The sequence below is a fragment of the Candidatus Kuenenia sp. genome (assembly GCF_027493735.1).
GTDB lineage: Bacteria > Planctomycetota > Brocadiia > Brocadiales > Brocadiaceae > Kuenenia > Kuenenia stuttgartiensis_A.
In genome coordinates this window covers 156,020-178,736 of sequence record NZ_JAOSKF010000022.1, presented here as the reverse complement: position 1 = coordinate 178,736, position 22,717 = coordinate 156,020, and the positions used below count along the sequence as shown (strand labels likewise).

The 22,717-nt window shown below is 41.1% G+C and carries 20 protein-coding genes; 15 read left to right on the top strand and 5 right to left on the bottom strand.

Going from position 1 to position 22,717, the window contains the following annotated elements:
- Positions 1–15: 15 nt before the first annotated feature.
- Positions 16–1,410, bottom strand: a complete 1,395-nt coding sequence (locus M5U24_RS15850; RefSeq protein ID WP_099324755.1) for a folylpolyglutamate synthase/dihydrofolate synthase family protein — start codon at positions 1,408–1,410, stop codon at positions 16–18.
- 362 nt (positions 1,411–1,772) lie between these two features.
- On the opposite strand from M5U24_RS15850, the gene M5U24_RS15845 reads away from it, so the two are divergent.
- The 5 genes from M5U24_RS15845 (at position 1,773) to M5U24_RS15825 (ending at position 8,250) form a co-directional block, all read left to right on the top strand.
- Positions 1,773–2,963 (top strand): nucleoside-diphosphate kinase, encoded by a 1,191-nt coding sequence (locus tag M5U24_RS15845; protein WP_099324754.1) that lies wholly within the window; start codon positions 1,773–1,775, stop codon positions 2,961–2,963.
- Positions 2,964–2,969: 6 nt separating this feature from the next.
- Positions 2,970–3,623, top strand: coding sequence for an MBL fold metallo-hydrolase (locus M5U24_RS15840; protein ID WP_099324753.1), 654 nt, complete (start codon positions 2,970–2,972; stop codon positions 3,621–3,623).
- Positions 3,624–3,634: 11 nt separating this feature from the next.
- On the top strand, positions 3,635–6,151 hold the full coding sequence (gene gyrA / locus M5U24_RS15835; protein WP_164994494.1) for a DNA gyrase subunit A: 2,517 nt from the start codon (positions 3,635–3,637) through the stop codon (positions 6,149–6,151).
- A gap of 346 nt (positions 6,152–6,497) precedes the next feature.
- Complete coding sequence (locus M5U24_RS15830) at positions 6,498–7,289, top strand: glycosyltransferase family 2 protein (RefSeq protein ID WP_099324752.1); 792 nt, start codon at positions 6,498–6,500, stop codon at positions 7,287–7,289.
- Complete coding sequence (locus tag M5U24_RS15825) at positions 7,273–8,250, top strand: radical SAM/SPASM domain-containing protein (protein WP_169703396.1); 978 nt, start codon at positions 7,273–7,275, stop codon at positions 8,248–8,250. Before M5U24_RS15830 ends, M5U24_RS15825 begins: the two co-directional genes overlap by 17 nt.
- 267 nt (positions 8,251–8,517) lie before the next feature.
- Here the strand turns inward: M5U24_RS15825 and M5U24_RS15820 are convergent, their stop codons facing one another.
- The 4 genes from M5U24_RS15820 to M5U24_RS15805 all read right to left on the bottom strand — a co-directional run bounded on the left by M5U24_RS15820 (position 8,518) and on the right by M5U24_RS15805 (position 11,510).
- Positions 8,518–8,730, bottom strand: coding sequence for a DUF3820 family protein (locus tag M5U24_RS15820; RefSeq protein WP_099324750.1), 213 nt, complete (start codon positions 8,728–8,730; stop codon positions 8,518–8,520).
- A gap of 203 nt (positions 8,731–8,933) precedes the next feature.
- Positions 8,934–10,718 (bottom strand): oligoendopeptidase F, encoded by a 1,785-nt coding sequence (gene pepF, locus M5U24_RS15815; protein ID WP_164994495.1) that lies wholly within the window; start codon positions 10,716–10,718, stop codon positions 8,934–8,936.
- On the bottom strand, positions 10,715–10,984 hold the full coding sequence (locus M5U24_RS15810; protein WP_099327003.1) for a GIY-YIG nuclease family protein: 270 nt from the start codon (positions 10,982–10,984) through the stop codon (positions 10,715–10,717). Before M5U24_RS15810 ends, pepF begins: the two co-directional genes overlap by 4 nt.
- Before the next feature lie 73 nt (positions 10,985–11,057).
- The gene (locus tag M5U24_RS15805) at positions 11,058–11,510 is read right to left on the bottom strand and encodes a YaiI/YqxD family protein (RefSeq protein ID WP_099324745.1); all 453 of its coding nucleotides are present in this window, start codon (positions 11,508–11,510) and stop codon (positions 11,058–11,060) included.
- A gap of 682 nt (positions 11,511–12,192) precedes the next feature.
- On the opposite strand from M5U24_RS15805, the gene M5U24_RS15800 reads away from it, so the two are divergent.
- The 10 genes from M5U24_RS15800 (at position 12,193) to M5U24_RS15755 (ending at position 22,040) form a co-directional block, all read left to right on the top strand.
- The gene (locus M5U24_RS15800) at positions 12,193–12,774 is read left to right on the top strand and encodes a site-2 protease family protein (RefSeq protein WP_157820444.1); all 582 of its coding nucleotides are present in this window, start codon (positions 12,193–12,195) and stop codon (positions 12,772–12,774) included.
- A 66-nt stretch (positions 12,775–12,840) separates the two neighbouring features.
- Entirely contained in the window at positions 12,841–13,578 is a 738-nt protein-coding gene (locus tag M5U24_RS15795; RefSeq protein WP_164994496.1) for a segregation/condensation protein A, read from the top strand.
- Between the two features lie 262 nt (positions 13,579–13,840).
- Positions 13,841–14,020 (top strand): Trm112 family protein, encoded by a 180-nt coding sequence (locus M5U24_RS15790; protein WP_099324741.1) that lies wholly within the window; start codon positions 13,841–13,843, stop codon positions 14,018–14,020.
- A complete protein-coding gene (gene yidC / locus M5U24_RS15785; RefSeq protein ID WP_164994497.1) occupies positions 14,020–15,711 on the top strand; it encodes a membrane protein insertase YidC in 1,692 nt (563 codons plus the stop codon). The genes M5U24_RS15790 and yidC overlap by 1 nt, the downstream gene beginning before the upstream one ends.
- A gap of 80 nt (positions 15,712–15,791) precedes the next feature.
- Positions 15,792–17,198, top strand: coding sequence for a tRNA uridine-5-carboxymethylaminomethyl(34) synthesis GTPase MnmE (mnmE, locus tag M5U24_RS15780; RefSeq protein ID WP_099324739.1), 1,407 nt, complete (start codon positions 15,792–15,794; stop codon positions 17,196–17,198).
- A gap of 1 nt (position 17,199) precedes the next feature.
- Positions 17,200–17,676, top strand: coding sequence for a cytidine/deoxycytidylate deaminase family protein (locus M5U24_RS15775; protein ID WP_099324738.1), 477 nt, complete (start codon positions 17,200–17,202; stop codon positions 17,674–17,676).
- 370 nt (positions 17,677–18,046) lie between these two features.
- Entirely contained in the window at positions 18,047–18,517 is a 471-nt protein-coding gene (gene nrdR, locus M5U24_RS15770) for a transcriptional regulator NrdR (RefSeq protein WP_099324737.1), read from the top strand.
- A 51-nt stretch (positions 18,518–18,568) separates the two neighbouring features.
- Positions 18,569–21,007 (top strand): anaerobic ribonucleoside-triphosphate reductase, encoded by a 2,439-nt coding sequence (gene nrdD, locus M5U24_RS15765; RefSeq protein ID WP_099324736.1) that lies wholly within the window; start codon positions 18,569–18,571, stop codon positions 21,005–21,007.
- Between the two features lie 69 nt (positions 21,008–21,076).
- Positions 21,077–21,811 (top strand): anaerobic ribonucleoside-triphosphate reductase activating protein, encoded by a 735-nt coding sequence (locus M5U24_RS15760; RefSeq protein WP_099324735.1) that lies wholly within the window; start codon positions 21,077–21,079, stop codon positions 21,809–21,811.
- Between the two features lie 49 nt (positions 21,812–21,860).
- Positions 21,861–22,040 carry a hypothetical protein gene (locus tag M5U24_RS15755; protein ID WP_157820442.1) on the top strand — a complete coding sequence of 60 codons (180 nt, stop codon included), beginning with the start codon at positions 21,861–21,863 and terminating at the stop codon, positions 22,038–22,040.
- Positions 22,041–22,717 lie beyond the last annotated feature (677 nt).

Genomic DNA, 22,717 nt, shown 5'->3' with positions numbered 1-22,717 from the left:
ACTATATTTTTATTGTTATGCTCTGGCAATATTTTGATGGGCCAATTCCTGCCTCACTTCGCCTGCGATGTATGCCGATCCGGTAATACAGAGTAAATCGTCAGGGGAGGCGGCATGTTGCGCTGCAATTACCGCATCTCTGGCGCTATTGCATATCTCCGCCCTTTTTCCATAGACGGCCTTTATCTTTTTGGCTAATTCTTCGGGCGGCACGGCGCGGGAGTTCGTGCTCTTTGTAACGAAAATATCATTTGCGCAAGGCACAATCTCTCGGAGAATGTTGTCTATGTCCTTATCCTGTGAAAATCCTAATATGACAACCAGTTTATTGAACGTGAAATGTTCAAATAGGGTCTCCCGCAATGCCGCCATTGATTCCACGGTATGGGCAAAATCCAGTACGATCAATGGTGTTTCCCCAAGAACCTCTATTCTCCCGGGACAACGTACGTGGGTAAACGCCTCACGTATGGTTTCGTTGTCGATTGAGATTTTGCCATGCTCACGCAGGACATCCAATGCCCCCAATGCCATCGCGCAGTTTTTTGCCTGATGTATTCCCATGAGTGGAATAAACAGATTCCCGTATACGCCTTGCCATGTTTTTATATTACACAGCAAACCCCTTGAGTTCTTATTTGTATAGGGCTGTGCGTCGTCTATCCTGATATCTTTGCCCAGTAGATAGAGTGGTGCTCCTTTTTCCATACAGACCTCTTTTATCACAGAAAGGGCTTCCGGTTTTTCTGCAGCAGAGATTACCGGTATGCCTTTTTTAATAATTCCAGCTTTTTCGTAGGCTATGCGGGGGATAGTGTTTCCCAGAATATTGACATGGTCGAGACCGATGTTGGTAATAACCGATACGAGCGGTAGTACTACATTGGTAGCATCTAAGCGCCCCCCCATTCCCACCTCCAGAACGGCCATCTCCGCCTGTTTTTCTTTAAAATAAAGGAAGCATATCGCCGTAAGCGTTTCAAAAAACGTAGGCGATTCTGCAGGAGTAGTATTTCTCAATCGCTGAATATCTGGCACGAGGACATTTAATGCTGCGGTAAAATCCTCTTCGGGTATCTTCGTATGATTTAACTGAATTCGTTCTTTAAGGTTTGTTAAATGGGGGGAAGTGAAAAGTCCGGTTTTATAACCGGCACGCTGAAGGACGGTTGACAACATAATTGCCGTAGACCCTTTTCCTTTTGTGCCTGTTATATGGAGGGAGGAAAATTCCCTGTGCGGATTACCAACTTGTTCAAGCAGGCGAACCATCCTGTCCAGATTGAAGGTCGAAGTATTATATTGGTAACTGATTAACTTTTCATAGTCGAGAGACGTATTGAGAAAAGCACACGCCTCTTCGTATGATCGTAAGCATAGGGTATTTCGGGCAATCATATTAACCGACATTCAGGAAATATCGTATAGGTAAACAAATCTATTTTCGAAAACATTACAGACCGGGGGCGAAGCATTTGCCTGCGTACAGTGTATAACACGTTCCCCATAACAAGGTTGATGCATGTGCAGCATTTAACCCTTCCTTCCCTTCCCTATGCAGGCAAATGCTTCGCCCCTACGTAGTTTTGTAAAAAAGTTGCAGTCATAAAAGTGTATCACCTCATATACTGTGAGTCAACGACACAAAACCCCTTATTTTGTGTCTCTATCCGTACGATTGAAAGTATTTGACCAAATATCCTTATTGTGTTATCATTTAGCCTTTTATAATACTTTGATTCATTACTTGTTGTCGGAGAATATACGCCACTATGGAAGAAGAATTAACCTATGCGTTAATAACGCCTTACAGTCTTTTAAAGAGTCGCACGGGTGGTATTTTGGGCCGGTTGCTCTCATTATCAAATCTTGAAGTTATCGGGGCGACAATGTTTGCTCCTGGCGATGAGTTTGTTGAGAAATATTGCGAAACCATCGGTGAACAGGAAGGAAAGTCCTCGTGGAAAGAGGTTATGATTAATTATATTAACAGCAGCCTGAGAAAGGGAAACAAGTTTGGCATTACCAACAGGGCGGTGCTGCTGTTCTTTAAAGGACATAATGCCATTAAAAAATTAAAAGACGATGTAATTGGCCCTATTTCAAGTTTTCAGGGGCATACTATCCGCGGCAGTTTTGGCGATTACATAGAACGTTCTGACGGTACGGTTGAGTATTTTGAACCTGCGGTTTTGACTGCCGCCGACCATAACTCTAACAAAAAACAATTGAAATTATTTACGGATTATTTAACAAACGACGGCGGAATTCTGGAAAATATTGTTTCATTTTCCGAAGGGGCAAAGCCGGAAACAACATTGGTAATATTAAAACCTTTTGAGAAGCAAAGCCCGTTACCTGGCAATATCATTGATATGTTTTCGAGAACGGGTTTGTTTATCGTGGGCATAAAATTGTTGTCGATGAGCATCGCCCAGGCGGAAGAGTTTTACGGTCCGCTGGTGGGCATATTTGAAGAAAAGCTAAAGCCCAAACCCGAGAAAATTGCGGCGCAGCTTAGAGAAGGTCTCAAGTCCATTTTCTCTTTTGAAATCCCGGATGTGACGATTAATGAACATGCAACGCAATTAACAGAGCAGTTAAAAGGGATAAATGCAAAACACGAATTCAATAAAATTGTGCATTACATGACGGGACTGGACGTGGCAAAGGCAACAGAAGCGGAGAAAAAAAATCCCGGTACCGCCCGCTGCCTTGCCCTTTTGTATCGCGGGCCGAATGCAATCAATGAAATAAGAAATATTTTGGGGCCTACCGACTCGAAAAAAGGCGAGCCGGGCAAGGTGCGCAGAATCTATGGGGAGGATATCATGAAAAATGCCGCCCATGCCTCGGATTCTGTGGAGAATGCGGAACGGGAAAGAAAGATTATCGGGTTGTGGAAAAGCGAAAGCGTGAAGGAACTAAAGACGCTGATAGAAGATTATTTAAGCAATAAATAATCAAAAATGATTATCAGAAAGATAACGGTAGGTCCATTGCAGGTATGTACTTATATTGTGTATGATGTTTCTGCTGAAGCGTTGATTGTTGACCCTGGCGCCGACCCGGAAAAAATTATTGCATTTATTAATGCATTGAAACTGCTCCCGAAACATGTCGTAATTACCCATGGACATGGAGATCATATTGGGGCAAACGCCTCATTGAAAGAGGCCTTTCCTGAATTGCAGATTTGCGTTCATGAAAAAGACCATGACATGCTGCCTTACCCTGCGAAAAACCTCTCGATCCTTGCCGCTTTTTATGGCGGTGCAACCGTGCGGTCTCCATATGCAGACCGTACACTGAAAGAGGGTGATACCATCTCTGCCGGTAAATGCATTTTTGAAGTAATTCACACCCCGGGCCACACACCAGGTGGAATATGCCTTTATCGTAAAGATCCGGAAAAGGGGCAACCTCCCGTATTGTTTTCCGGAGACAGTCTTTTTAAAAACGGAATAGGCCGCACGGATTTTCCGGGTTGCAGCCAGGAAACGCTTATACAATCGATTAAAAATAAATTACTTGTCCTTGATGAAAAAACAATCATCTATCCTGGACATGGACCCTCTACCACATTGGCAGAAGAGAAACAACATAATCCTTTTCTCCAGTAAGAAAGTAGCAGATGACCGAAAGAAAAGAAAATATAAAAGATTTGTTCATTGAAGAAGAAATGAAGGATTCGTATCTCAGCTATGCCATGAGCGTTATCATGAGCCGGGCCCTTCCGGACGCCAGAGACGGATTAAAGCCTTCCCAGAGGCGCATTCTCGTTGCCATGAACGATCTTAACCTCAGCCCGCGTGCAAAATTCAGAAAATGCGCCAAAATTGCCGGAGATACTACAGGAAACTACCATCCCCATGGCGAACAGGTAGTGTACCCCACCCTCGTCCGTATGGCGCAGGATTTTAATTACCGCTACCCCCTAATTCAGGGACAGGGGAATTTTGGCTCAATTGACGGGGACCCACCTGCCGCAATGCGATACACAGAAGCACGCATGACGGACGTGACAATCACGATCATGGAGGACCTTGAAAAGAGAACGGTGGATTATACCCCCAACTACGATGATACCCGCACAGAACCGGTTGTGCTGCCGTCAAAATTTCCCAACCTGCTTTGCAATGGCTGTTCCGGTATTGCCGTTGGCATGGCAACAAGCATCCCGCCGCATAATACAAATGAAATATGTGACGGCATTGCCATGGTTATTGACAACCCCGAAGTCACCATAGAAGAATTGATGACGGTGATCACAGGCCCCGATTTTCCTACAGGAGCGCAAATTTGCGGAACAAGCGGGATTAAGGAAGGGTACAAAACCGGCAGGGGAACGATAATCGTACGGGCGAAGGCACATGTTGAAACGTCAAAAACCGGAAGAAAGAGCATTGTCGTAACGGAAATCCCCTACCAACTCAACAGAGATAATATTTTGGAACGTATCGCCCTCCTTGTTCGAGAAGAACTGCTCAAGGGGATTTCTGATGTCCGAAACGAAAGCGACAGACACGGAAGCCGCCTGGTAATCGACCTGAAAAAGGGAGAAGATGAAGAGGTAGTTTTAAACCAATTGTATAAACACACAAAACTGCAGGACACTTTCAGCATTATTATGATTGCGCTGGTGGACAATCGTCCGGAAACACTTAATCTGAAACAAATGCTGATATGTTACATTGAACATAGAAAAGTTGTTATTGTTAAAAGAACAAGGTTTTTACTGGAAAAAGCACAGAACAGGGCGCATGTGCTTGAAGGCTTAAAAATAGCCTTAAATAATATAGACCGGGTAATTGAACTGATTAAAACCTCGGATACCGTAGATGCGGCGCGAAGAGGGCTTATCTCTACGTTTTCTCTCTCGGAAATACAGGCGAACGCTATCCTGGATATGAGACTGCAAAGGCTTACAGGTCTTGAGCAGGGAAAAATTGACGCCGAATATGAAAAACTGTGTGCGGATATAAAAGAATACCAGTCGATATTGGCAAATGAAAAGTTAGTGTTGGATATTATAAAAAAAGACGTTGCGGAAATAAAAGAACAATTTGGCGACAAACGCCGGACGGAAATTGTAGGCGCCGTGGGCGATTTAGAGAGAGAAGACCTTATTACGGAAGAAAATGTAACGGTCATTATCAGCCATGAAGGCTATATAAAGCGGCTGCCATTAAGCGCCTATCGTAAACAACAGCGTGGCGGGAAGGGAGTTATCGGGGCGGAAATGAAGGAAGGGGATTTTGCCGAACACCTGTTTGTAGCATCAACCCATGACTATATCCTCTTTTTTACGGATCAGGGCAAGGTGTACTGGCTGAAGGTTTATGATGTTCCTCAAATGGGTAAAATTACAAAAGGAAGGGCGCTCATTAACCTGCTGGAATTAAAAGAAGGAGAAAACGTAACCTCCTTCATTCCTGTCCGCAATTTTGACGATAGGCAATTGGTCATGGCAACCAGCCACGGCATTATCAAAAAGACCGTGCTCAAGGCGTATGGCAATCCGAAAAAGGGCGGTATTATAGCAATTAACCTCGATGAGGGCGACACATTAATCGGGGTAAAATTAACCAACGGAAAACAAGACCTCATACTCGGAACTGAACAGGGGAAGGCGGTGCGTTTTTCGGAGGAAGACGTAAGATCGGTTGGACGTGTTTCGCGCGGAGTAAAGGGTATAAAGCTTAAAAATGGTGATAAAGTATGCGGCATGGTTGTTGTCGATGATGAGTCATCACTTATGACCATCTGTGAAAATGGCTTTGGCAAGCGAACGAATTTTGAAGAGTATTCGGCGAAAAACAGAGGAGGCCAGGGAGTTATCAATATTAAAACTACTGAAAGAAACGGGAAAGTGGTTGGGCTGCTTGACGTCAGAGAAACCGATGAATTGATCATGATAACAAAGGGGGGGAAGATCATAAGGACTCCGGTAAATACGATTCGAATCATCGGAAGAAATACCCAGGGCGTCAAACTTTTTGATATTGGTAAAGCAGACAAATTAATCTCGGTTGCCCGCGTAATTCCCGAAGAAAATCCAGCCACTGATGATTTAGAAACTGAAAATGATATCCCGGAACAGGAACAGGAACAGGAACAGGAACAGGAACAGGAAGAGAAAGAGAAATAAATAATACGTAACATTTTAGTTGTTTGAAGATTGCCTTTAAGTATTTACCCTGAGTATTCCCAAATTCCTGTTTGGGAATTTTGCAGAAATACCCGGGCGGGAATACCGAATATTGAATATAGAACAAGGAATATAGAATGATGAAGTATTTTGCTTTAATATTTGATATTCCTTGTTCTGCGGTTCGGTATTCTCTTAAAAAAACCGCCAAAGGCTTGAACCCGCTAATGTAGTTTCCAGTGCCATTACGTTCCCAAGCTTGATCTTTAGGAACGAGCGCAGTCGCAACAAAATAGTAGCGCAGCTTCATGTCGTTCATAACCCTCTCTATCTAGCATAAAGAAAAATGACCCGAACGTATCCTGTCTCTGTCTGTATCATTACTTTTAATGAAGAATCAAGAATTCGTGATTGCCTTGAAAGCGTCAAATGGGCAGACGAAATCATCGTTGTGGATTCTTTCAGCACGGATAAAACGGTAGATATATGCAAAGAATATACGGAACATGTTTATCGGCGTGCATGGGGCGGGAATATCGACCAGAAGAACCATACGATAGGGCTGGCAACGAAAGACTGGCTGCTTTGCCTTGACGCCGATGAGAGATTGTCACCAGAACTTACAAAGGAAATACAAAATGTTCTCAAGAGCCGTGAAACGGCAGACGGGTTTTTTTTCCCCAGACGAAGCAGTTACCTGGGACGCTGGATATTTCATGGCGACTGGTATCCTGATTATCAATTACGTCTCTTCAAAAGGGGACGTGGAAGGTGGCAGGGTACAAATCCGCATGGAAGGGTAAGTGTCGAAGGAAAAACACAGTATATGAAACACGACTTATATCATTTTAACTACCGGAATCTTTCCCACCAATTAAAGACGATAGATAATTACTCGGATATTTTTTCCGGTATTATGATAGAACGAAACAAAAGCTTTAGTTTGTTTCAGCTCATCTTCCGGCCGCTGTACAAGTTTATTAAAGTATACATATTAAAGAGGGGGTTTTTGGACGGACTGCCCGGCTTTATTCTTGCAATTACAAACGCTTTTTACATATTTGTCAAATACGTAAAACTTTGGGAACGTACGCACGGGAATGGCAGAGAAAAAAAACAAAATGAAAAAACTGTCTAATTCCATTTTATCCCGCATCTATACTTTCCTTGGCAGGACAAACCTGCCGTATTTCCCATCAAAAATTACCATTGAATCCGGCAATGTGTGCAATTTGCGTTGTCCCCTGTGCCCTACGGGACAGCATGACAGCAGCGCCAAAAAGGGATTTATTCCTCTTGAATTGTACAAAAAAATCCTCGATGAAATCGGCAGATACCTCAGGCTGATCCGGTTATATAACTGGGGAGAACCTCTTTTAAATAAAGATCTGCTGCCAATGATCCACTATGCCCGAAAGTATGGGATTGATGTGAAAATAAGCACAAACCTTTCGCTGAAACTGGAGGACAAAGATGTTGAGGAACTGTTACGCGCGGGACTAAAGGTGTTGTATATTTCCTGTAATGGCGCAAGTAAGGAAACGTACCTCAAATATCATGTTGGCGGAGATTTTGGTTTGGTAACAGAAAATATGAAACGCCTTGTTCAAAAGAAAAAGGAAATGCACGGCTGCAGGACGAAACTGGTATGGTTATTTCATGTTTTTAAACAGAACGAACACGAGAGAGAGCAGGCGCAGAAAATGGCAAAAGGGATCGGCATCCAGATTAAAATAAACAAGATGAGGCCTGATATGGGAAAGGAAATCTTTGAAACAATACAAGATGCGCTGGAAAGAGATGCCGACTGGATACCCGGGAACCGGAAATTTTTAGTTTGTCCTGAGAAAAAGAAAAAACGAATCTCCTGCACACTTCCCTGGACGGAAACCGTTATTAATTGGGACGGCTCAGTACTGCCCTGTTGCGCCGTCTATAGCGAGACATTTGCGTTTGGCAATATTCACAGGGAATCTTTTGCGCAAATATGGAATAACGAAATGTACGTTTCTGCCAGAAAAGAAATTCTGGGCAGTAAAAACAAGAAAAACACTGTCTGCCATATATGTAAAAGCACGGGATATCTGCATAGTTTCTGATTGATTGGAAAAGAAACAACTTTTTAAATCTGTTTCTACCGTTGAAAATGAAAGAAACAACCCTGACAGGGTTCCAAACCCTGTCAGGGTTAATATACATGCTTGCTAAGGCAGTGTTGTTTCATTTGGTGTTTAAAACGTGTCGGGTGGATTAAGGTGCGGCTTTTTCCCACCGAATCCACCAAATAATAATGAAACGGTGGATTCTCTGTCGCTTAATCCATGAAGAAGAGAGAATCTCACCCCACCCAATTTGCACATATTACATTATCGCAGTGGATTCAATAAATATTCCAGTCCGTTAAGCTTGATTTCGTAAACGCATTCAAGCATATTGCCCAATTCACCTTTCGGAAATCCCTGTTGGGCAAACCATACAATATAAGCTTCAGGCAAATCTATCAACAATCGTCCTTTGTATTTGCCAAAAGGCATGCGTGCCTTCACTACCTTTAAAAGGTACTCTTTATCGGGAAACATATTGTTCTTCTTTCCAAAATGTTTAGAGAATTCCGGGGACACCATGCTTGATTTTAGAGGCTTCGTAACAATTTGGTTTTTTGAAAAAGATATTCACGTGTGCCAATTATATAACAGGAATAAAACATTTTCCTTGTAGTAGCAAGGTACCTCTCTTTTCCTTGTAGTAGCAAGGTACGCCTTGCCACTACAAATCACACCCCTTATAATGATTTGTATTCTTTCAGTAATTTCCTGAATTTGTAAACCGTCACTTCATATGCTTCTTTTCCGGTAAGGTCAACCCCGGCGTCTTTCAGGATTTCAAGCGGTTCTTTGTGTGATCCTGCTCCCAGAAATGTCAGATAGTCTTCGACGGCGCCTTTTTCACCGGAGGTTACGCGTTCAGACAAAGCTATTGCCGCGGACAAACTGGTAGCATATTTGTAGACATAAAAGGCATTGTAAAAATGAGGAATTCTAGCCCACTCGTAGTTTAATTGCACATCAATAACCATTCCCTTACCCAGATAGGTTTCAAGATTTTTCAGGTAAATGCCGGTTATGCTTTTCGAGGTCAGCACCTTGCCGGATTCTGCCATCTCGTGAATATCTTTTTCAAAATTTGCGAACATGGTCTGTCTATAGAAGGTTGCCTCTATACGTTTCATATTATGATACAGATAAAATTTCTTCTCCTCGCGGGTTTCGGCAATCTTTGACATATGATCAAATAACAGCGCTTCATTGAATGTAGAGGCTATCTCTGCCAGAAAGATGGGATTCTGATAATAAATGTATGGTTGATTTTCAATGGAATAATCCCGATGCAGGCAGTGGCCGAATTCATGTGCAAATGTTGAAACATCCGAAAACTTTTCCGTGTAATTTAAGAAAATTAATCCCCGGCTCGCATAACTCCCCCATGAGAATGCCCCTGATCTTTTGCCGGGAGATTCAAAAACATCAATTACCCGTGCACTAACGGTAGCGTCGTACTTCCTGAGATATTCAGCCCCAAGCGGTTCAAGTGCAGTACGAACCAGAGTACGCGCCTCTTCATAAGAATATTTTTTAGCAGTTTCACCAACCAGGGGCACATAATTATCATAGAAGTGTAATGCTTCTATGCCGAGTTCTTCCTGTTTCAGTGCATTGAACTCGCTAATCACATCAATATTTTCTTTTGCAACTTCAACGAGATTGCTGAATACCTTGTTTGGCACATAATCGGGAAACAGGGACATTTCCAGCATTGACGCATAGTTGCGTACCTTCGCCAGCTTAATGTTTGCAAGTACGTTTGCAGCATAGATATTTGCCAGTACATCAATATTCTGACGGAAAGGCCGGTAATAATAATCAAACACCTTTTGCCGGAGATCCCGGTCAGGAGATTCTAATAGTTGGGCATATTTTGCATGAGAGAGGTGGATTTTTTCTCCCTTGTGTTCAAATTCCCCGAATAAAATATTGTTATCATGAAAGGCCAAAAAAGCATCATCAGGCTTTTTTAAGGCAATTTTCAGTTCTGCTAAAGCAATTTCCGTTTCCTCCGAAAGGATGTGCGGTTTGTATCGGGCATAGCTTTTCAAAAAGAAGCGATACCCTGCAAGCTGAGAATTTTCGTGAATCATCGTATCGATATCATCAAGCGATAAAGACGACAGCTCTTTTTTTATAAAAACAGTTTCTGCAGAAATCTTTGAAACAAGCAGTTCAATACGGCCCTTCATCTCTTCATACACGGCATTCCGGGTATCTTCAAAAAAGCGTACATGCGCATACACATGTAAATTTTCTCTTACGACAGAATGATCAATGTATAACTGCATGAACTGCCCGAGTTTGCCGGAATCGGCAAGAGCACCTTTAAACGCCATGAGTTGAGGAAGTCCTTTTTCCACCTTCCGGTAGTCTTTCTCCCAACAATCATCCGATGCATACAAAACAGACAAATCCCATTTGTATTTGTCTTCTATTTGATTCCGTGTTTTATTTTTGTTCATATATTTATTTGGATTTTACCCTCCACGAACATTTCCTTTTTTATTTTTGGTAATTTTTTTACCCTTGCTTCCATCTTTAATGCAATACTCCTGCTTCCAATCTTCTTTTTCAAAACCAGCGTTAAAGGTGCCTTCCCTCTTAAGTATTTTGATCCTTTTTTATCATCACTTGAGTGTTCTGCAAATCTTCTTTCCACATCGGTGGTAATGCCTGTATATAATCTTCCATGTTTACATCGTATCAAATACAAAAACCAATTATTCATTTTTAAATTTCTCACGTAAGCATAATCGGCGCGAAGCATGAAGCGACCGCATGCATGCCATTGTTATGCACCTTCAACTCTTACAATGTTTTGTCAGAAAACGGTCCAGTTGGCAGGCAAACGACTGAATGTCTTTCCGTCCAAACGAAGATGGGCCTCCGGTAATCATACCGCCGGCCCGGAGTTCATCCAGGAGATTGCGCATGGCCAGCCGCAGTTTTATGTTTGCTTCCGTGTAGAGATCGCCTCTCGGGTCAATCGCATATGCTCCCTTCTCAACAACACGGTATGCAAGTGGTATATCAGCAGTGATAACCAGATCGCCCTGTTGAGCCATCGCAACGATACGATTATCTGCCACATCAAAACCTGCAGATACCGTAATACTTGAAATGTACATAGATTGAGGAACCTTCAGATGCTTATTTGAGACCAGAAGCAACGGAATGCGAACGCGCTCAACTGCCCGGAATAGGATATCCGCTATCACACCTGGAAACGCATCAGCATCGACGAGTATCTGCATTTAACGCCCTCTCAGGTTATAATGCACGCTGTATAACAGGTAGCAATGAAGTGGCCGTAAGATTGCCGCTTTCGCCAGGGCTGAACCGAAAAATCTCTTAATGAACAACCGTTTTTCCTCTCAGGTTTTCAATAATCCTTGTGCCGCGATTTCTTTAACAGTTTACGAAGACAAGAAGCATTCAGCAAATATTATTTAACAGGTTTCTAAAAAATTGTTTTAGAAAAACACAATCCCCTGTTTCCCCTCACTTTTTTACCCTTTCTGTTAATTGTTTCGCTTCGTTTTTCCTTTCGGTTCCCTAATAAAATCCGGCCATTTTCTCTATCAAGTATCTGTTTGGTATCTTCAATGATGTCTTGTGGTATAACCGTTGGCCACATACAACACATTTGATGAGAGACCGGGTTATGTTTGTACGCCTTCGGGTGCTTTTGGTATAATTTCGCATATGTTTCTTTATATTCGGCTTTCACTACACATATGCAATGCAATTAAAATTTATACGCCTATTTGTGCTAAAAGAAAAGAAAATTTGCATAAATCAAATTGTTCTGCTAGCTTGACAACATATTTTTATTGTGTTAATATTTTTTATATTTTTTAAAATTTTAATAATAGGGACAGAGCGATTTTTAATATAAACAATTTAATCATAACAATACCAGCAATCCTTTATGCGTTGACAATACATGAATTTTTTCATGGTTGGACGGCAAACAGGTGTGGTGACCCAACAGCAAGACTACAAGGCAGATTAACGTTAAACCCGCTTGCCCATATTGATATTATGGGTGCGTTATGTTTTGTTTTTGCAGGTTTTGGATGGGGCAAACCCGTTCCCATAAATCCCAATAATTTTAGAACTCCACGCAGGGATAACATGATTGTTTCATTTGCAGGCCCTGCATCTAATTTCATTTCGGCATTTTTATTTGGCATGGTATTTCAACTGTTGCGCAATATTCCCCTGCCGTCAAATCTCTCCACGATGATATTTAACTTATTAATCACGATGATTGTCGTAAACCTGTCATTGGCATTTTTTAATATGATCCCAATTTTTCCTCTTGACGGTTCACATATCCTGGAAGGTTTATTGCCGTATCGTCTATCCGTCCGATACAAAGAAATAGAACGTTACGGACCCTTTATCCTGTTAGGGCTTATTGTAATGGGAAATTTTACTGGGGTGTCTATTCTTAGCCTGGTGCTTGGCCCGCCGATAAAATACTTCCTGAAGCTTTTCTCAGGGTTATCTTAAAAGGGATGATAGCCTTTTTTTTGAAGCGCCAGAGAAAAATGCAGGACTTTTAGCAGGATAAGCTTTATGGAAATAGCGGATAATTATAAAGTAGATTTAGACATTTATAACGGACCTGTAGATCTGCTCCTTTATTTGATTAAAAAGGATGAGGTAAATATTTATGACATTCCTATTTCCAGGATTACAGAGCACTATTTGCACTATGTAGATGCATTGCAGACGCTTGACATGAACAATATCGGCGATTTTTTGATAATGGCCGCAACGTTAATGTATATAAAATCGTATATGCTCCTTCCAAAGACCGAAATGAAAGATGAAGATGAAATTGAAGATCCAAGGACTTCTTTGGTAAAACAATTGTTAGAATATAAAAAATACAAGGAAACTTCTATCGTCTTGTCTCATAAAGCGGATCATTGGGGCAGAAAATGGAAACGGTTATATTATGAAAATCCCTTAGAAACAGCGACAGAAAACGAAGAGAAAATTCCTCTAGAAGGGGTGAGCCTTTGGGATTTGTTGCAAAAATTTTCAGACCTGATGAGTCAAACATTGTTTGATGTTCAGGGCAGAACAATTGTTTACGACGATACCCCGGTAAAGGATTATATGGAGGCCGTTCTATTGCGTGTTCAACAGAGCGCCCCTGTTTCTTTTTTTGCGCTTTTTGAAGGGATAAGAGAAAGACGTCGCATCATTGGTTTTTTTTTGGCGCTATTAGAACTGGTAAGGCAGAATAAGGTAAGAATAGAACAGCCACTAAATTACTCCGACGTACAAATATCTTTATACAATTAATTACAAATACTTTAACTCGCCACTTTTTCACCTCTTTTTTGTGCAATCGTATCCTATAACATTGGCATACATAGTTTTAATTTGAATTTAATTCGTTAGTTTGTTAGTATCTTTGCTTCTTTGTTTGTCTCGTAAGGCAGGTATTACCGCCTAAAAATAAACACGCGGACATAAATGTGAGTTTTATTTTTGGCTGCGGCTGCTTAAAAAGTATTTAAAAAAATGTTTTTGGCATTGAAATGTCATTTGGAGATAATAGGTTATGGTTTCTAAGGAATTGTTGGAAATACTCGCATGCCCGCTGTGCAAAACAGATGTTCGACTGGAGGGCGACAGGATTATTTGTGTGCAATGCGGGCGAAGGTATCCTGTAAAAGATGATATACCGGTTATGCTTATAGATGAAGCAGCGTTGCCAGAAACGAAAGAGAAGGAATCTTAATGGATAGAAAATCGCTGATTGCATTAATCATTTGCGGGGTAATAATGTTATTATACTACCCCATTATACTGCCTTTGCTATCTCCAAAAACAGAGAAGGTAACACAAGAGGAACTCTCTGCCGAAAAACGACGCCTCGAAACAAAAAATGAAATAAGGACGGTCACTCCTGCGTTGCTGCCTTCTCAGGAAACTTTGCGTGAGATGGACATACATGAAGAAGAAGTGGTGATTGAAAATGAATGTATTAGAACAGTGTGGATAAATGACGGTGCGGCGCTCAAATCGGTTAAACTAAAGGATTTTAAAAGTCAGGATTCGAAAGATACTTTAGAATTAATAAAAGATGCTGATACGGAATATCGCCCCCTCGCCATAAGCTATATATATCAAAAGGCAGATTTCCAAAGACAGAGATACAGGATAACGGATAGAAGCAAGGGAAGGATTTCGTTTAGCACAAGCCTGGAAAGCGGACTTAATCTTATCAAGACCGTTTCCATACCGGATGGTAAATACCAAGTGGATATGGAAATTGTATTGGAAAACAATACAGACGCTGAAATTTCTTTAGCATACGATATCATTGCCTCCTCCATGATTACGCACGAAGGCGTAATTTCGACAGATATTGCAGGGCTTGTCGGCATCGATATGGGGAACCATAAAATTAAATTAGTATCCACCGCACCGAAAGGGTTTCCTGCCAAAAATGAGTCTCGTGGCATTGTTTGGGCGGGTTCAACGAATAAGTATTTTGCCACAGTGTTGAAGCCTGCTTCCAGTGAATGGGTAGCATCTGTTCATCTTCAGGCATTTGATATGCAAGGTATGCCTTCAGAGGAAAAGGCGGAACAGGGTGATTTTATGGTCAGCTTGCAGACGGGGAGAATACACATAGCTCCGCATACGTCCGTCAGACATGGATATCTCTATTTTGTAGGCCCGAAGAAAGAAGAGGTTTTGGGTCAGTATGGCACCATGGATGCTATCATAAGTTATGGGTGGTTAAATGTCATAAGCAAACTGCTCCTTGGTTTTTTAAATGCTGTTCATAACGTAATTCCCAATTATGGCATTTCCATCATAGTATTAACGATAATTATCAAGGCTCTTTTGTTTCCGTTAACGAGAAAAAGCCAGGTTTCCATGTTTAGGATGCAACAGTTGCAACCGCTGATTAACCAGCTTAAGGAAAAATATAAAAACAATAAGCAAAAAATAGGCCAGGAACAGGTGTTGTTGTTTAAAAAATATGGTGTAAATCCAATGAGCGGCTGCTTGCCAATGATATTGCAATTGCCTGTTTTTTTTGCACTGTTCAGAACACTGCAGCTCTCTTTTGAAATGAGGCAGGCACCTTTTGTTTTTTGGATAAATGATCTTTCCATGCCTGACACACTGATGTATTTGCCGTTTACCATCCCTTTTCTCGGTAATACCCTGAATATCCTGCCGATAATAATGACAGGCGCTTCCTTTGTTCAGATGAAATTAACGCCGAAATCTCCAGCCACTGACCCACAGGCTCAGGCGCAGCAAAAAATGATGTCATTTATGCCAATTATGTTTGCGTTCATTTTATATAAAATGCCTTCAGGACTTACCCTTTATTGGACAACAAGCACTATATTCAGCATCGTTGAAAGCCTATTCATTAGAAAATCTATTAAAAAAATAAAAATAGTTTAGTGTGATCCCCCCTTTTTTTGCGCTCCCATAGCTAAATATTCAACAGGCAAAAAATATCCCTAATATAACCGTGACATCATATGCTTCCTGAAGTACAGGATACCATTCTTACCGTAGCAACGCCAGCAGGCAGATCCTTTCACGCAGTGATCAGGGTAAGCGGATCAGAAGCAATTCCCTCGATCCATGAAATATTTGTTCCTTCTGCTAATATAAAACTAGAAAACTTACAAACATTTGTTTCTATAAAAGGATGTATTTGTTTGCCTGCGGAGTCATTAAAAATTCCTGCTGTTTTATATGTGATGAGGCAGCCACATTCCTATACAAAAGAAGATATCGTGGAGATTCACACTTTGGGAGGCAGGCCAATCGGAGAAATGATTCTGCAATATATTTTACAAAAAAAAGAAGGATTAAAAGACGGTTTGCGGCTTTCGCGGCCGGGAGAATTTACAAAACGAGCATTTTTGCACGGACGAATAGATCTTGCGCAGGCGGAAGCGATAAAAAACCTCATTCGTTCGCAATCAGATTCAGAACTCGATTTGGCAATTTTGCAATTGTCAGGAAATGCTTCTCTGCGAATTAAAGATATTCAAAACAAAATAACCTCCCTTTGTACATATATTGAAATGTCCATTGACTTTTCAGACCAGGACATTGAATTAATATCCCGGATGGAAATGATAAACAAAATGGAAGATATTAGAAATGATATTGTTAATCTAATGAATAAGCCGTTGACGGATAAAATATCTTCTGAAGAAATTCGTACGGTACTATATGGCAAACCGAATGTGGGAAAATCGAGTTTGATTAACGCGCTGCTGGGGGAGAAAAGAGCTATTGTAAGTGACAGACCAGGGACTACGCGGGATATGGTTACCGGAGTTTTGGAAATAGGAAGCGTGTGTTTTAAATTAACAGATATAGCGGGTTTCGATGAAGCAAGAGAACCTGTTTTTTTACAAGCAAGAGAAAAGGCTCAAGGTGCCTTGAAAAGTGCACATCTGTTATTGCTTGTTTTTGCCGGTAATGAAAAAATGGATATCCAATCATTGGAAATAAATCATAGTGAGGTTGCCAATAATGTAATTGTGGTGGTCAACAAATGCGATTTAATGCCGGAGAGTTCTTCCTTTGAACTGCCGGAAGAAGTAAAAAAATATACTGTTGTGTATGTTTCTGCATTAACCGGCGAGGGATTGGAGAGATTAAAGACACTTATGTTTGATAAAGTTTTGGCCGGGCAGATAGAACGATCAAACACACTTCATTTTTTCAATGTTTATCAAAAAGACGCCATGCAACGGTCGTACGAACGAATAGAACAGGCGATAGCGTCTTTCAGAGATACTATGAGCGATGAATTTATTGCCATGGACCTGAGAATGGCAGTGGACATTCTTGGTGAAGTAGTAGGTGAAATTACGACAGAGGATATTTTAGATAAAATATTTCAGGAATTTTGTATTGGGAAGTGAAATGCGCGAGAGGCCTTCATGGGACGAATATTTTTTGAGGATTACAAAAGAAGTTGCGCGGCGGTCAACATGCCTGCGCAGACAGGTAGGTGCTGTTCTTGTTTTGGAAAAACATATTCTAGCCACAGGTTACAATGGAGCGCCAAGCGGGCTTCAGCACTGTCTGGAAATTGGCTGTTTGCGGGAACAATTAAGAGTGCCGCCTGGCGAACGCCACGAATTATGCCGGGGGCTTCATGCTGAAATGAATGCTCTTATACAAGCAGCGCGCTACGGAATAAAAATTTCGGGAGCAACCTTGTATAGCACAACCTGTCCATGTTCTTTGTGCGCTAAAATGCTGGTGAATGCCGGAATAAAGCGTATTGTTGCCATTTCCGATTACCCCGATGCCCTTGCAAAAGAAATACTTCATATGGCAAATGTCCCGGTTGACTTTGCAGGGCTTGAAGAACCTGTTGTGGGCGATGAAAAATAGTAACAAAACGCCTTTCAAAAATAAAAAGTTTTTGTCCTCGATAGTATACGTGTTAAACTCAATAATACAGTAAAAACGTTGAATTATTTTTGCTTGAAAATCAATAAAGCAGGTTTTTTGGTAAATCTTCTTGACATCATATATCTTGTATGATATATACTTCAGACTAACATATATAGCTATAAATGTGTTTTTGGTACCTTATCAGTAATTTCTTTAACGGTTTTTGTTAAAATATTTAATAGTGAAACCCGAAATACTGGATACGAAACGAATTCTAATGATAAAATGATTTTATATTCCAAACGAGCGCGTCTTTCGTGTTTCGTGCTTGTTTGGTTCTGGCTTCTCCATGTTAGGTTAAGGGCGCATGCAATGCTTGTTTTGTAAAGCGGATAATGACAAAGTGATTAATTCTCGTACAACAGCGGATGGTCTAAGTATTAAGCGCAGGCGGGAGTGTTTGGACTGCGGTCGTCGATATACTACATACGAGCGAGTTGAAGAAAATCCATTGCGTGTCGTTAAGAAAGATGGACGGCGCGAGATGTATGATCGGAAAAAAGTATTTAATGGTTTGCTGAAAGCGTGTGAGAAGCGGCCTGTCTCTACCGATATAATAGAAAATATCGTTGATGAAATAGAGCGCGAAATATATAGCAAATTCGACCGTGAAGTAAATGCAAACTTTATTGGTTCTCTGGTAATGCAGAAATTAAGGATTCTTGATATGGTTGCTTATGTTCGTTTTGCTTCTGTATACAGGGAATTTAAAGATATTTCGGAATTTATAGATGAGCTAAAACCGTTTATGCAGGGAACCAAGAAGAAGATGCGATGAAAGAACAACTACAAGTTATAGTATTAAACCTGTTAGGAGGTACGGAAAGATATGGGTAATATGATAGAGTATGTCGTAAAACGAGACGGAAGGACAGCTCCTTTTGTTGAAAAAAAGATTGCTGATGCGATTTTTAAGGCGGCGCAGGCTGTTGGGGGTAATGATCGTGCTTTGGCAGAAGAACTGGCTGTAGTGGTTTCTATGTTTTTGGCGAAGAAATACAATGGAAATCCCCCGGGCATAGAAAATATCCAGGACGTGGTGGAAAAGGTACTTATTGAGACGGGGCATGCGAAAACAGCGAAGGCTTACATTATATATAGAGACAAAAGGGCAAGAATTCGTGATTCGCTGAGGGTAAGAAAGCAATCCCAGAAAAGAGTGGATACTACAGATGTTTCTCTCATGGTCGATACGGAGACAAAGGACGAAACTTTTCCCTGGGATAAAAGAAAAGTCGCCGTAGCGCTGGAAAAGGAGGCGGATATCTCCGGAGAGGTTGCTGAAGAAATTGCAAGCGTAGTGGAGCAAAGGGTGTTTTCTTCAGGGTTGAACCGTATTTCAACGTCTTTAATCCGGGAGCTGGTGGATAATGAATTGTTTGAGCGTGGATACAGTAAAAAACTGGAAAAACAGGCCGTGCTTGGTATGCCCAAATATGATCTCGATGAGTTAATACTGTCAAAAAATAAGGAAAACAGCAACATTGCCACTAATAATCCGGAAGCAATAAATCTTGCAATTGCAGAAAACACTTTAAAACAATACGCGCTTCAGGAGGTTTTTTCCAAAGAGGTCTCTGAGGCACATCTAAGTGGGATGGTACATCTTCATGACCTTGGATATCCGACCAGAGTATATTGCTCTTCTCATTCTTTAGAGTATTTAAAAAAATATGGATTGTCGCTTGAGAATTTAGATACCGATTCAGCGCCAGCGAAGCACGCGCGTACATTGACAGGCCATTTAAATACATTCCTGGCTTCCATGCAGGCATATTATGCCGGGGCGTTAGGTGTGGGGTATATTAATATTATGTATGCTCCTTACCTTGAAGGGATGAGCCATCAGGAAATGAAGCAGGAGGCACAACACCTCATATTTAGCTGTTCGCAGAGCGCTTTTTCCAGGGGGGGGCAGACGTTATTTCTTGACTTTAATATACACACAGGCATTCCCGGTTATTTAAAAGATATACCCGCTATAGGTCCTGGTGGGAAACCGACGGGAAAAACTTATGGAGAGTATGCGGAAACGGCGAGGAGGTTTACTCTGGCGATGTTGGATGTTTGGAGGGAAGGGGATTGCTATGGCCATGTCTTTGCGTTTCCTAAATGTGATTTTCACATAAATGAAGAATCGTTTAAAGATCCGAAACAATATGAGCTTTTGGAATATGCCTGTCAGATTGCCAGTGAGAATGGCGTACCATACTTTGTATTTGACAGGGATGAGATAACCCTCTCTGCATGCTGCCGTTTACGTACTACAATTGATGATAATTATATGATCAAACATCCTGAAAGCATGCGTTTTTGCGGCTTTCAAAATATAACGATTAACCTGCCCCAGGCCTCCTATAAGGCGGGAAAAGGTAATTGGGATGCGCTTTACAAAGAGATTGATAAAGCAATTGAAATTGCGGTAAAGGCGCATCTTCAAAAAAAGAAATTTATCAGCAAACTAATGTCGGGACCGGAAATGCCTCTTTGGGAAATTGGAAAGAAAGCAAAAGATGGTCGTCCATACGTAGATCTTGAGGCGTCAACATATATTGTAGGCATTATTGGGTTAAATGAATGTTTGCAGTTTATGACGGGAAAAGAATTACATGAAGGCGATGATATGATCCGCCAGGGTTTGCGCGTGGTTTCCCACATGTATACGCGTGTGAAGGAAGCAGGGAAAAAGCATAAGTTGAAGTTTTCTTTGGAAGAATCTCCCGCCGAAAGTGCAAGTAGAAGATTGGCAAAGGTGGATATGCGAAATTTCCCTGAAGCGGCGGACGTTGTAAAAGGAAATGACGAAAGGGACGGCTTGTATTATACCAATAGCATACATCTTCGCCCGGATGCCCCGGTAGATATGATTACCAGAATATACCTTCAGAGTAAATTTCACACGATGATTGAATCTGGTGCAATAATACATGCATTTGTAGGAGAAGAAAGGCCGCCGGCCTCCAGCATTTTGAATCTCGTGAAAAAAACATTTAAGAATACACAGGCTGCTCAGGTTACCATATCTCCCGAGTTCACCATTTGCAACGATTGTAAAAAAGTCACAAAAAAACTTACGGATATTTGCGGCTATTGCGGGTCGAGAAATGTTTATGGTATAACAAGAATCGTAGGCTATTTCAGCCGTATAAATAATTGGAACAAATCTAAAATAAGTGAATTGGCGGACAGGCATAAGGGCAATTATCGTGTAGAGGATATTTTTACGGGCAAGAGTGCTTCTGTAGAATCTTGTGCGGCAAAAAGTTAGAATACGAGCTTTATTTAACATGGCAGCGGTAGTGGTGATGTTTTTCAAATTTTTATTTAGATTTTTTGAATGAATATACCAATTAAAGGTTTTATTGAAAATAGTCTCTTAGAGTGGGAAGGAAAGATTGCCTCCATCATTTTTCTGCCAACGTGCAATTTTCTCTGCCATTATTGTCATGCCCCGCATTTGGTGCAAACCCCGAATAAATTAGAATCAATACCTTTGGAGTCAGTAACGAAAAAACTACAGCAAAGTTTTGGGTGGATAGATGGCGTTGTTGTTTCGGGCGGAGAACCCACCATGTATAAGGAATTAGGCGAATTGCTGAAAATATTCAAGGATATTGGTGTTCTGGTGCGCTTAGATACAAACGGAACGAATCCTTATGCATTGAAAGATTTAATCGAAAAAGACCTTTTGGATTGTATTGCAATGGATGTAAAAGCGCCTCTTCGTAAAAATAAGTATGAAGAAATAGCTGGAACTCCCTGTAATGTAGAGGATATTGTAAATAGTATTCATATTATTATGGAGAGTGGCATTGAGTATGAATTCCGTACTACGGTCTGTCCTTCACAATTGGATCAATATGATATCGAGGATATCTCAATGTCCATAAGGGGTGCAGAACGATATATCATACAGTCCTTTAAACCGAATCATTGTTTGAATACGGATATGTTAAATGAAAAGCCCTATTCTTTTGAAATGCTCAGGGAATTTGCAATGGTGGCAGGCAAATATGTTAATTATTGCTGTGTCCGGGGAGATGAAGGAAAAGTTTTATCGAGAAATTGGTAGGTTCATTATACCGTTGGTCCCAATAATCTATGAGAGGGGGTGATATTTAATGCCGGTAAAGAAGTGTGGTACTTCCGCAAAAACAGGAGCAAAAAAAACAGCTACAAAGAGTGTTGGCACCAAAACGACAAAAGCAAAAACCGCAACAAAAGCAAAGACAACAACAGAAAAAGCGAAGACGACGACAAAAGCAAAAGCCAAGCCTGCTGCAAAGAAGGCGAAAAAGTAATAGCCAGTTTAATGTTATTTATATTTTAGCAGACACATGTATTCAAAAGTATTTATGTATACAGGTTATTAGGAACGAGACAGTTTTGCATACGTATTTTTATTGGTATGGGACCAATCTATGTGTAATGGGGGAAGGGCGTTTCGATTCTATCGGAACGTCCTTCTTTGTCATTAATTAGCCAACTAAAGGATCATGTGTTCCGCCTCTCCCCGCCCGTTTTTAACAGTAAATCGTGGGCTACGGAATGAAGGTTTTCAAAATTCCAGAATAGCATCGAGTCTGTAGAGATGTAAATGCCTCGCGTCTCTGTTAGCCAAAAGATTAATTTAGCACAAGAAGTTTTAATCTTTTTAACAAATCAATTAATAAACATATTCCTATCCCTCTCGAGAGGGGAATTTTAGCTGTCCCCTCATGGAAGGGGGTTTAGGGCAGGTAGAAAAGTCTTTACATACAACCTGTCCTCTTTTTTTGGAGCGGAACCTTAAAAAGTCGTTGCCAAAGATGGCAGAATTTGATGTTAAGGAATTTCAATCTTTTTAGTTAAGCAATTAACAAACCCAATGCGGCCCCTATGGTAGGCCATGTATCCTTGCATGGTTTTATGACATGAAATGCAATACGCTTGTCCTGTCAATGAGGAGAACTTTGGATGTCACCTCCCGGGAGAGGAT

Bases quoted from the DNA above. Each gene is read 5' to 3' on its own strand.
- M5U24_RS15850 (WP_099324755.1), bottom strand. From the start codon at position 1,410: ATGTCGGTTAATATGATTGCCCGAAATACCCTATGCTTACGATCATAC.
- M5U24_RS15845 (WP_099324754.1), top strand. From the start codon at position 1,773: ATGGAAGAAGAATTAACCTATGCGTTAATAACGCCTTACAGTCTTTTA.
- M5U24_RS15840 (WP_099324753.1), top strand. From the start codon at position 2,970: ATGATTATCAGAAAGATAACGGTAGGTCCATTGCAGGTATGTACTTAT.
- gyrA (WP_164994494.1), top strand. From the start codon at position 3,635: ATGACCGAAAGAAAAGAAAATATAAAAGATTTGTTCATTGAAGAAGAA.
- M5U24_RS15830 (WP_099324752.1), top strand. From the start codon at position 6,498: ATGACCCGAACGTATCCTGTCTCTGTCTGTATCATTACTTTTAATGAA.
- M5U24_RS15825 (WP_169703396.1), top strand. From the start codon at position 7,273: ATGAAAAAACTGTCTAATTCCATTTTATCCCGCATCTATACTTTCCTT.
- M5U24_RS15820 (WP_099324750.1), bottom strand. From the start codon at position 8,730: ATGTTTCCCGATAAAGAGTACCTTTTAAAGGTAGTGAAGGCACGCATG.
- pepF (WP_164994495.1), bottom strand. From the start codon at position 10,718: ATGAACAAAAATAAAACACGGAATCAAATAGAAGACAAATACAAATGG.
- M5U24_RS15810 (WP_099327003.1), bottom strand. From the start codon at position 10,984: ATGAATAATTGGTTTTTGTATTTGATACGATGTAAACATGGAAGATTA.
- M5U24_RS15805 (WP_099324745.1), bottom strand. From the start codon at position 11,510: ATGCAGATACTCGTCGATGCTGATGCGTTTCCAGGTGTGATAGCGGAT.
- M5U24_RS15795 (WP_164994496.1), top strand. From the start codon at position 12,841: ATGGAAATAGCGGATAATTATAAAGTAGATTTAGACATTTATAACGGA.
- M5U24_RS15790 (WP_099324741.1), top strand. From the start codon at position 13,841: ATGGTTTCTAAGGAATTGTTGGAAATACTCGCATGCCCGCTGTGCAAA.
- yidC (WP_164994497.1), top strand. From the start codon at position 14,020: ATGGATAGAAAATCGCTGATTGCATTAATCATTTGCGGGGTAATAATG.
- mnmE (WP_099324739.1), top strand. From the start codon at position 15,792: ATGCTTCCTGAAGTACAGGATACCATTCTTACCGTAGCAACGCCAGCA.
- M5U24_RS15775 (WP_099324738.1), top strand. From the start codon at position 17,200: ATGCGCGAGAGGCCTTCATGGGACGAATATTTTTTGAGGATTACAAAA.
- nrdR (WP_099324737.1), top strand. From the start codon at position 18,047: ATGCAATGCTTGTTTTGTAAAGCGGATAATGACAAAGTGATTAATTCT.
- nrdD (WP_099324736.1), top strand. From the start codon at position 18,569: ATGGGTAATATGATAGAGTATGTCGTAAAACGAGACGGAAGGACAGCT.
- M5U24_RS15760 (WP_099324735.1), top strand. From the start codon at position 21,077: ATGAATATACCAATTAAAGGTTTTATTGAAAATAGTCTCTTAGAGTGG.
- M5U24_RS15755 (WP_157820442.1), top strand. From the start codon at position 21,861: ATGCCGGTAAAGAAGTGTGGTACTTCCGCAAAAACAGGAGCAAAAAAA.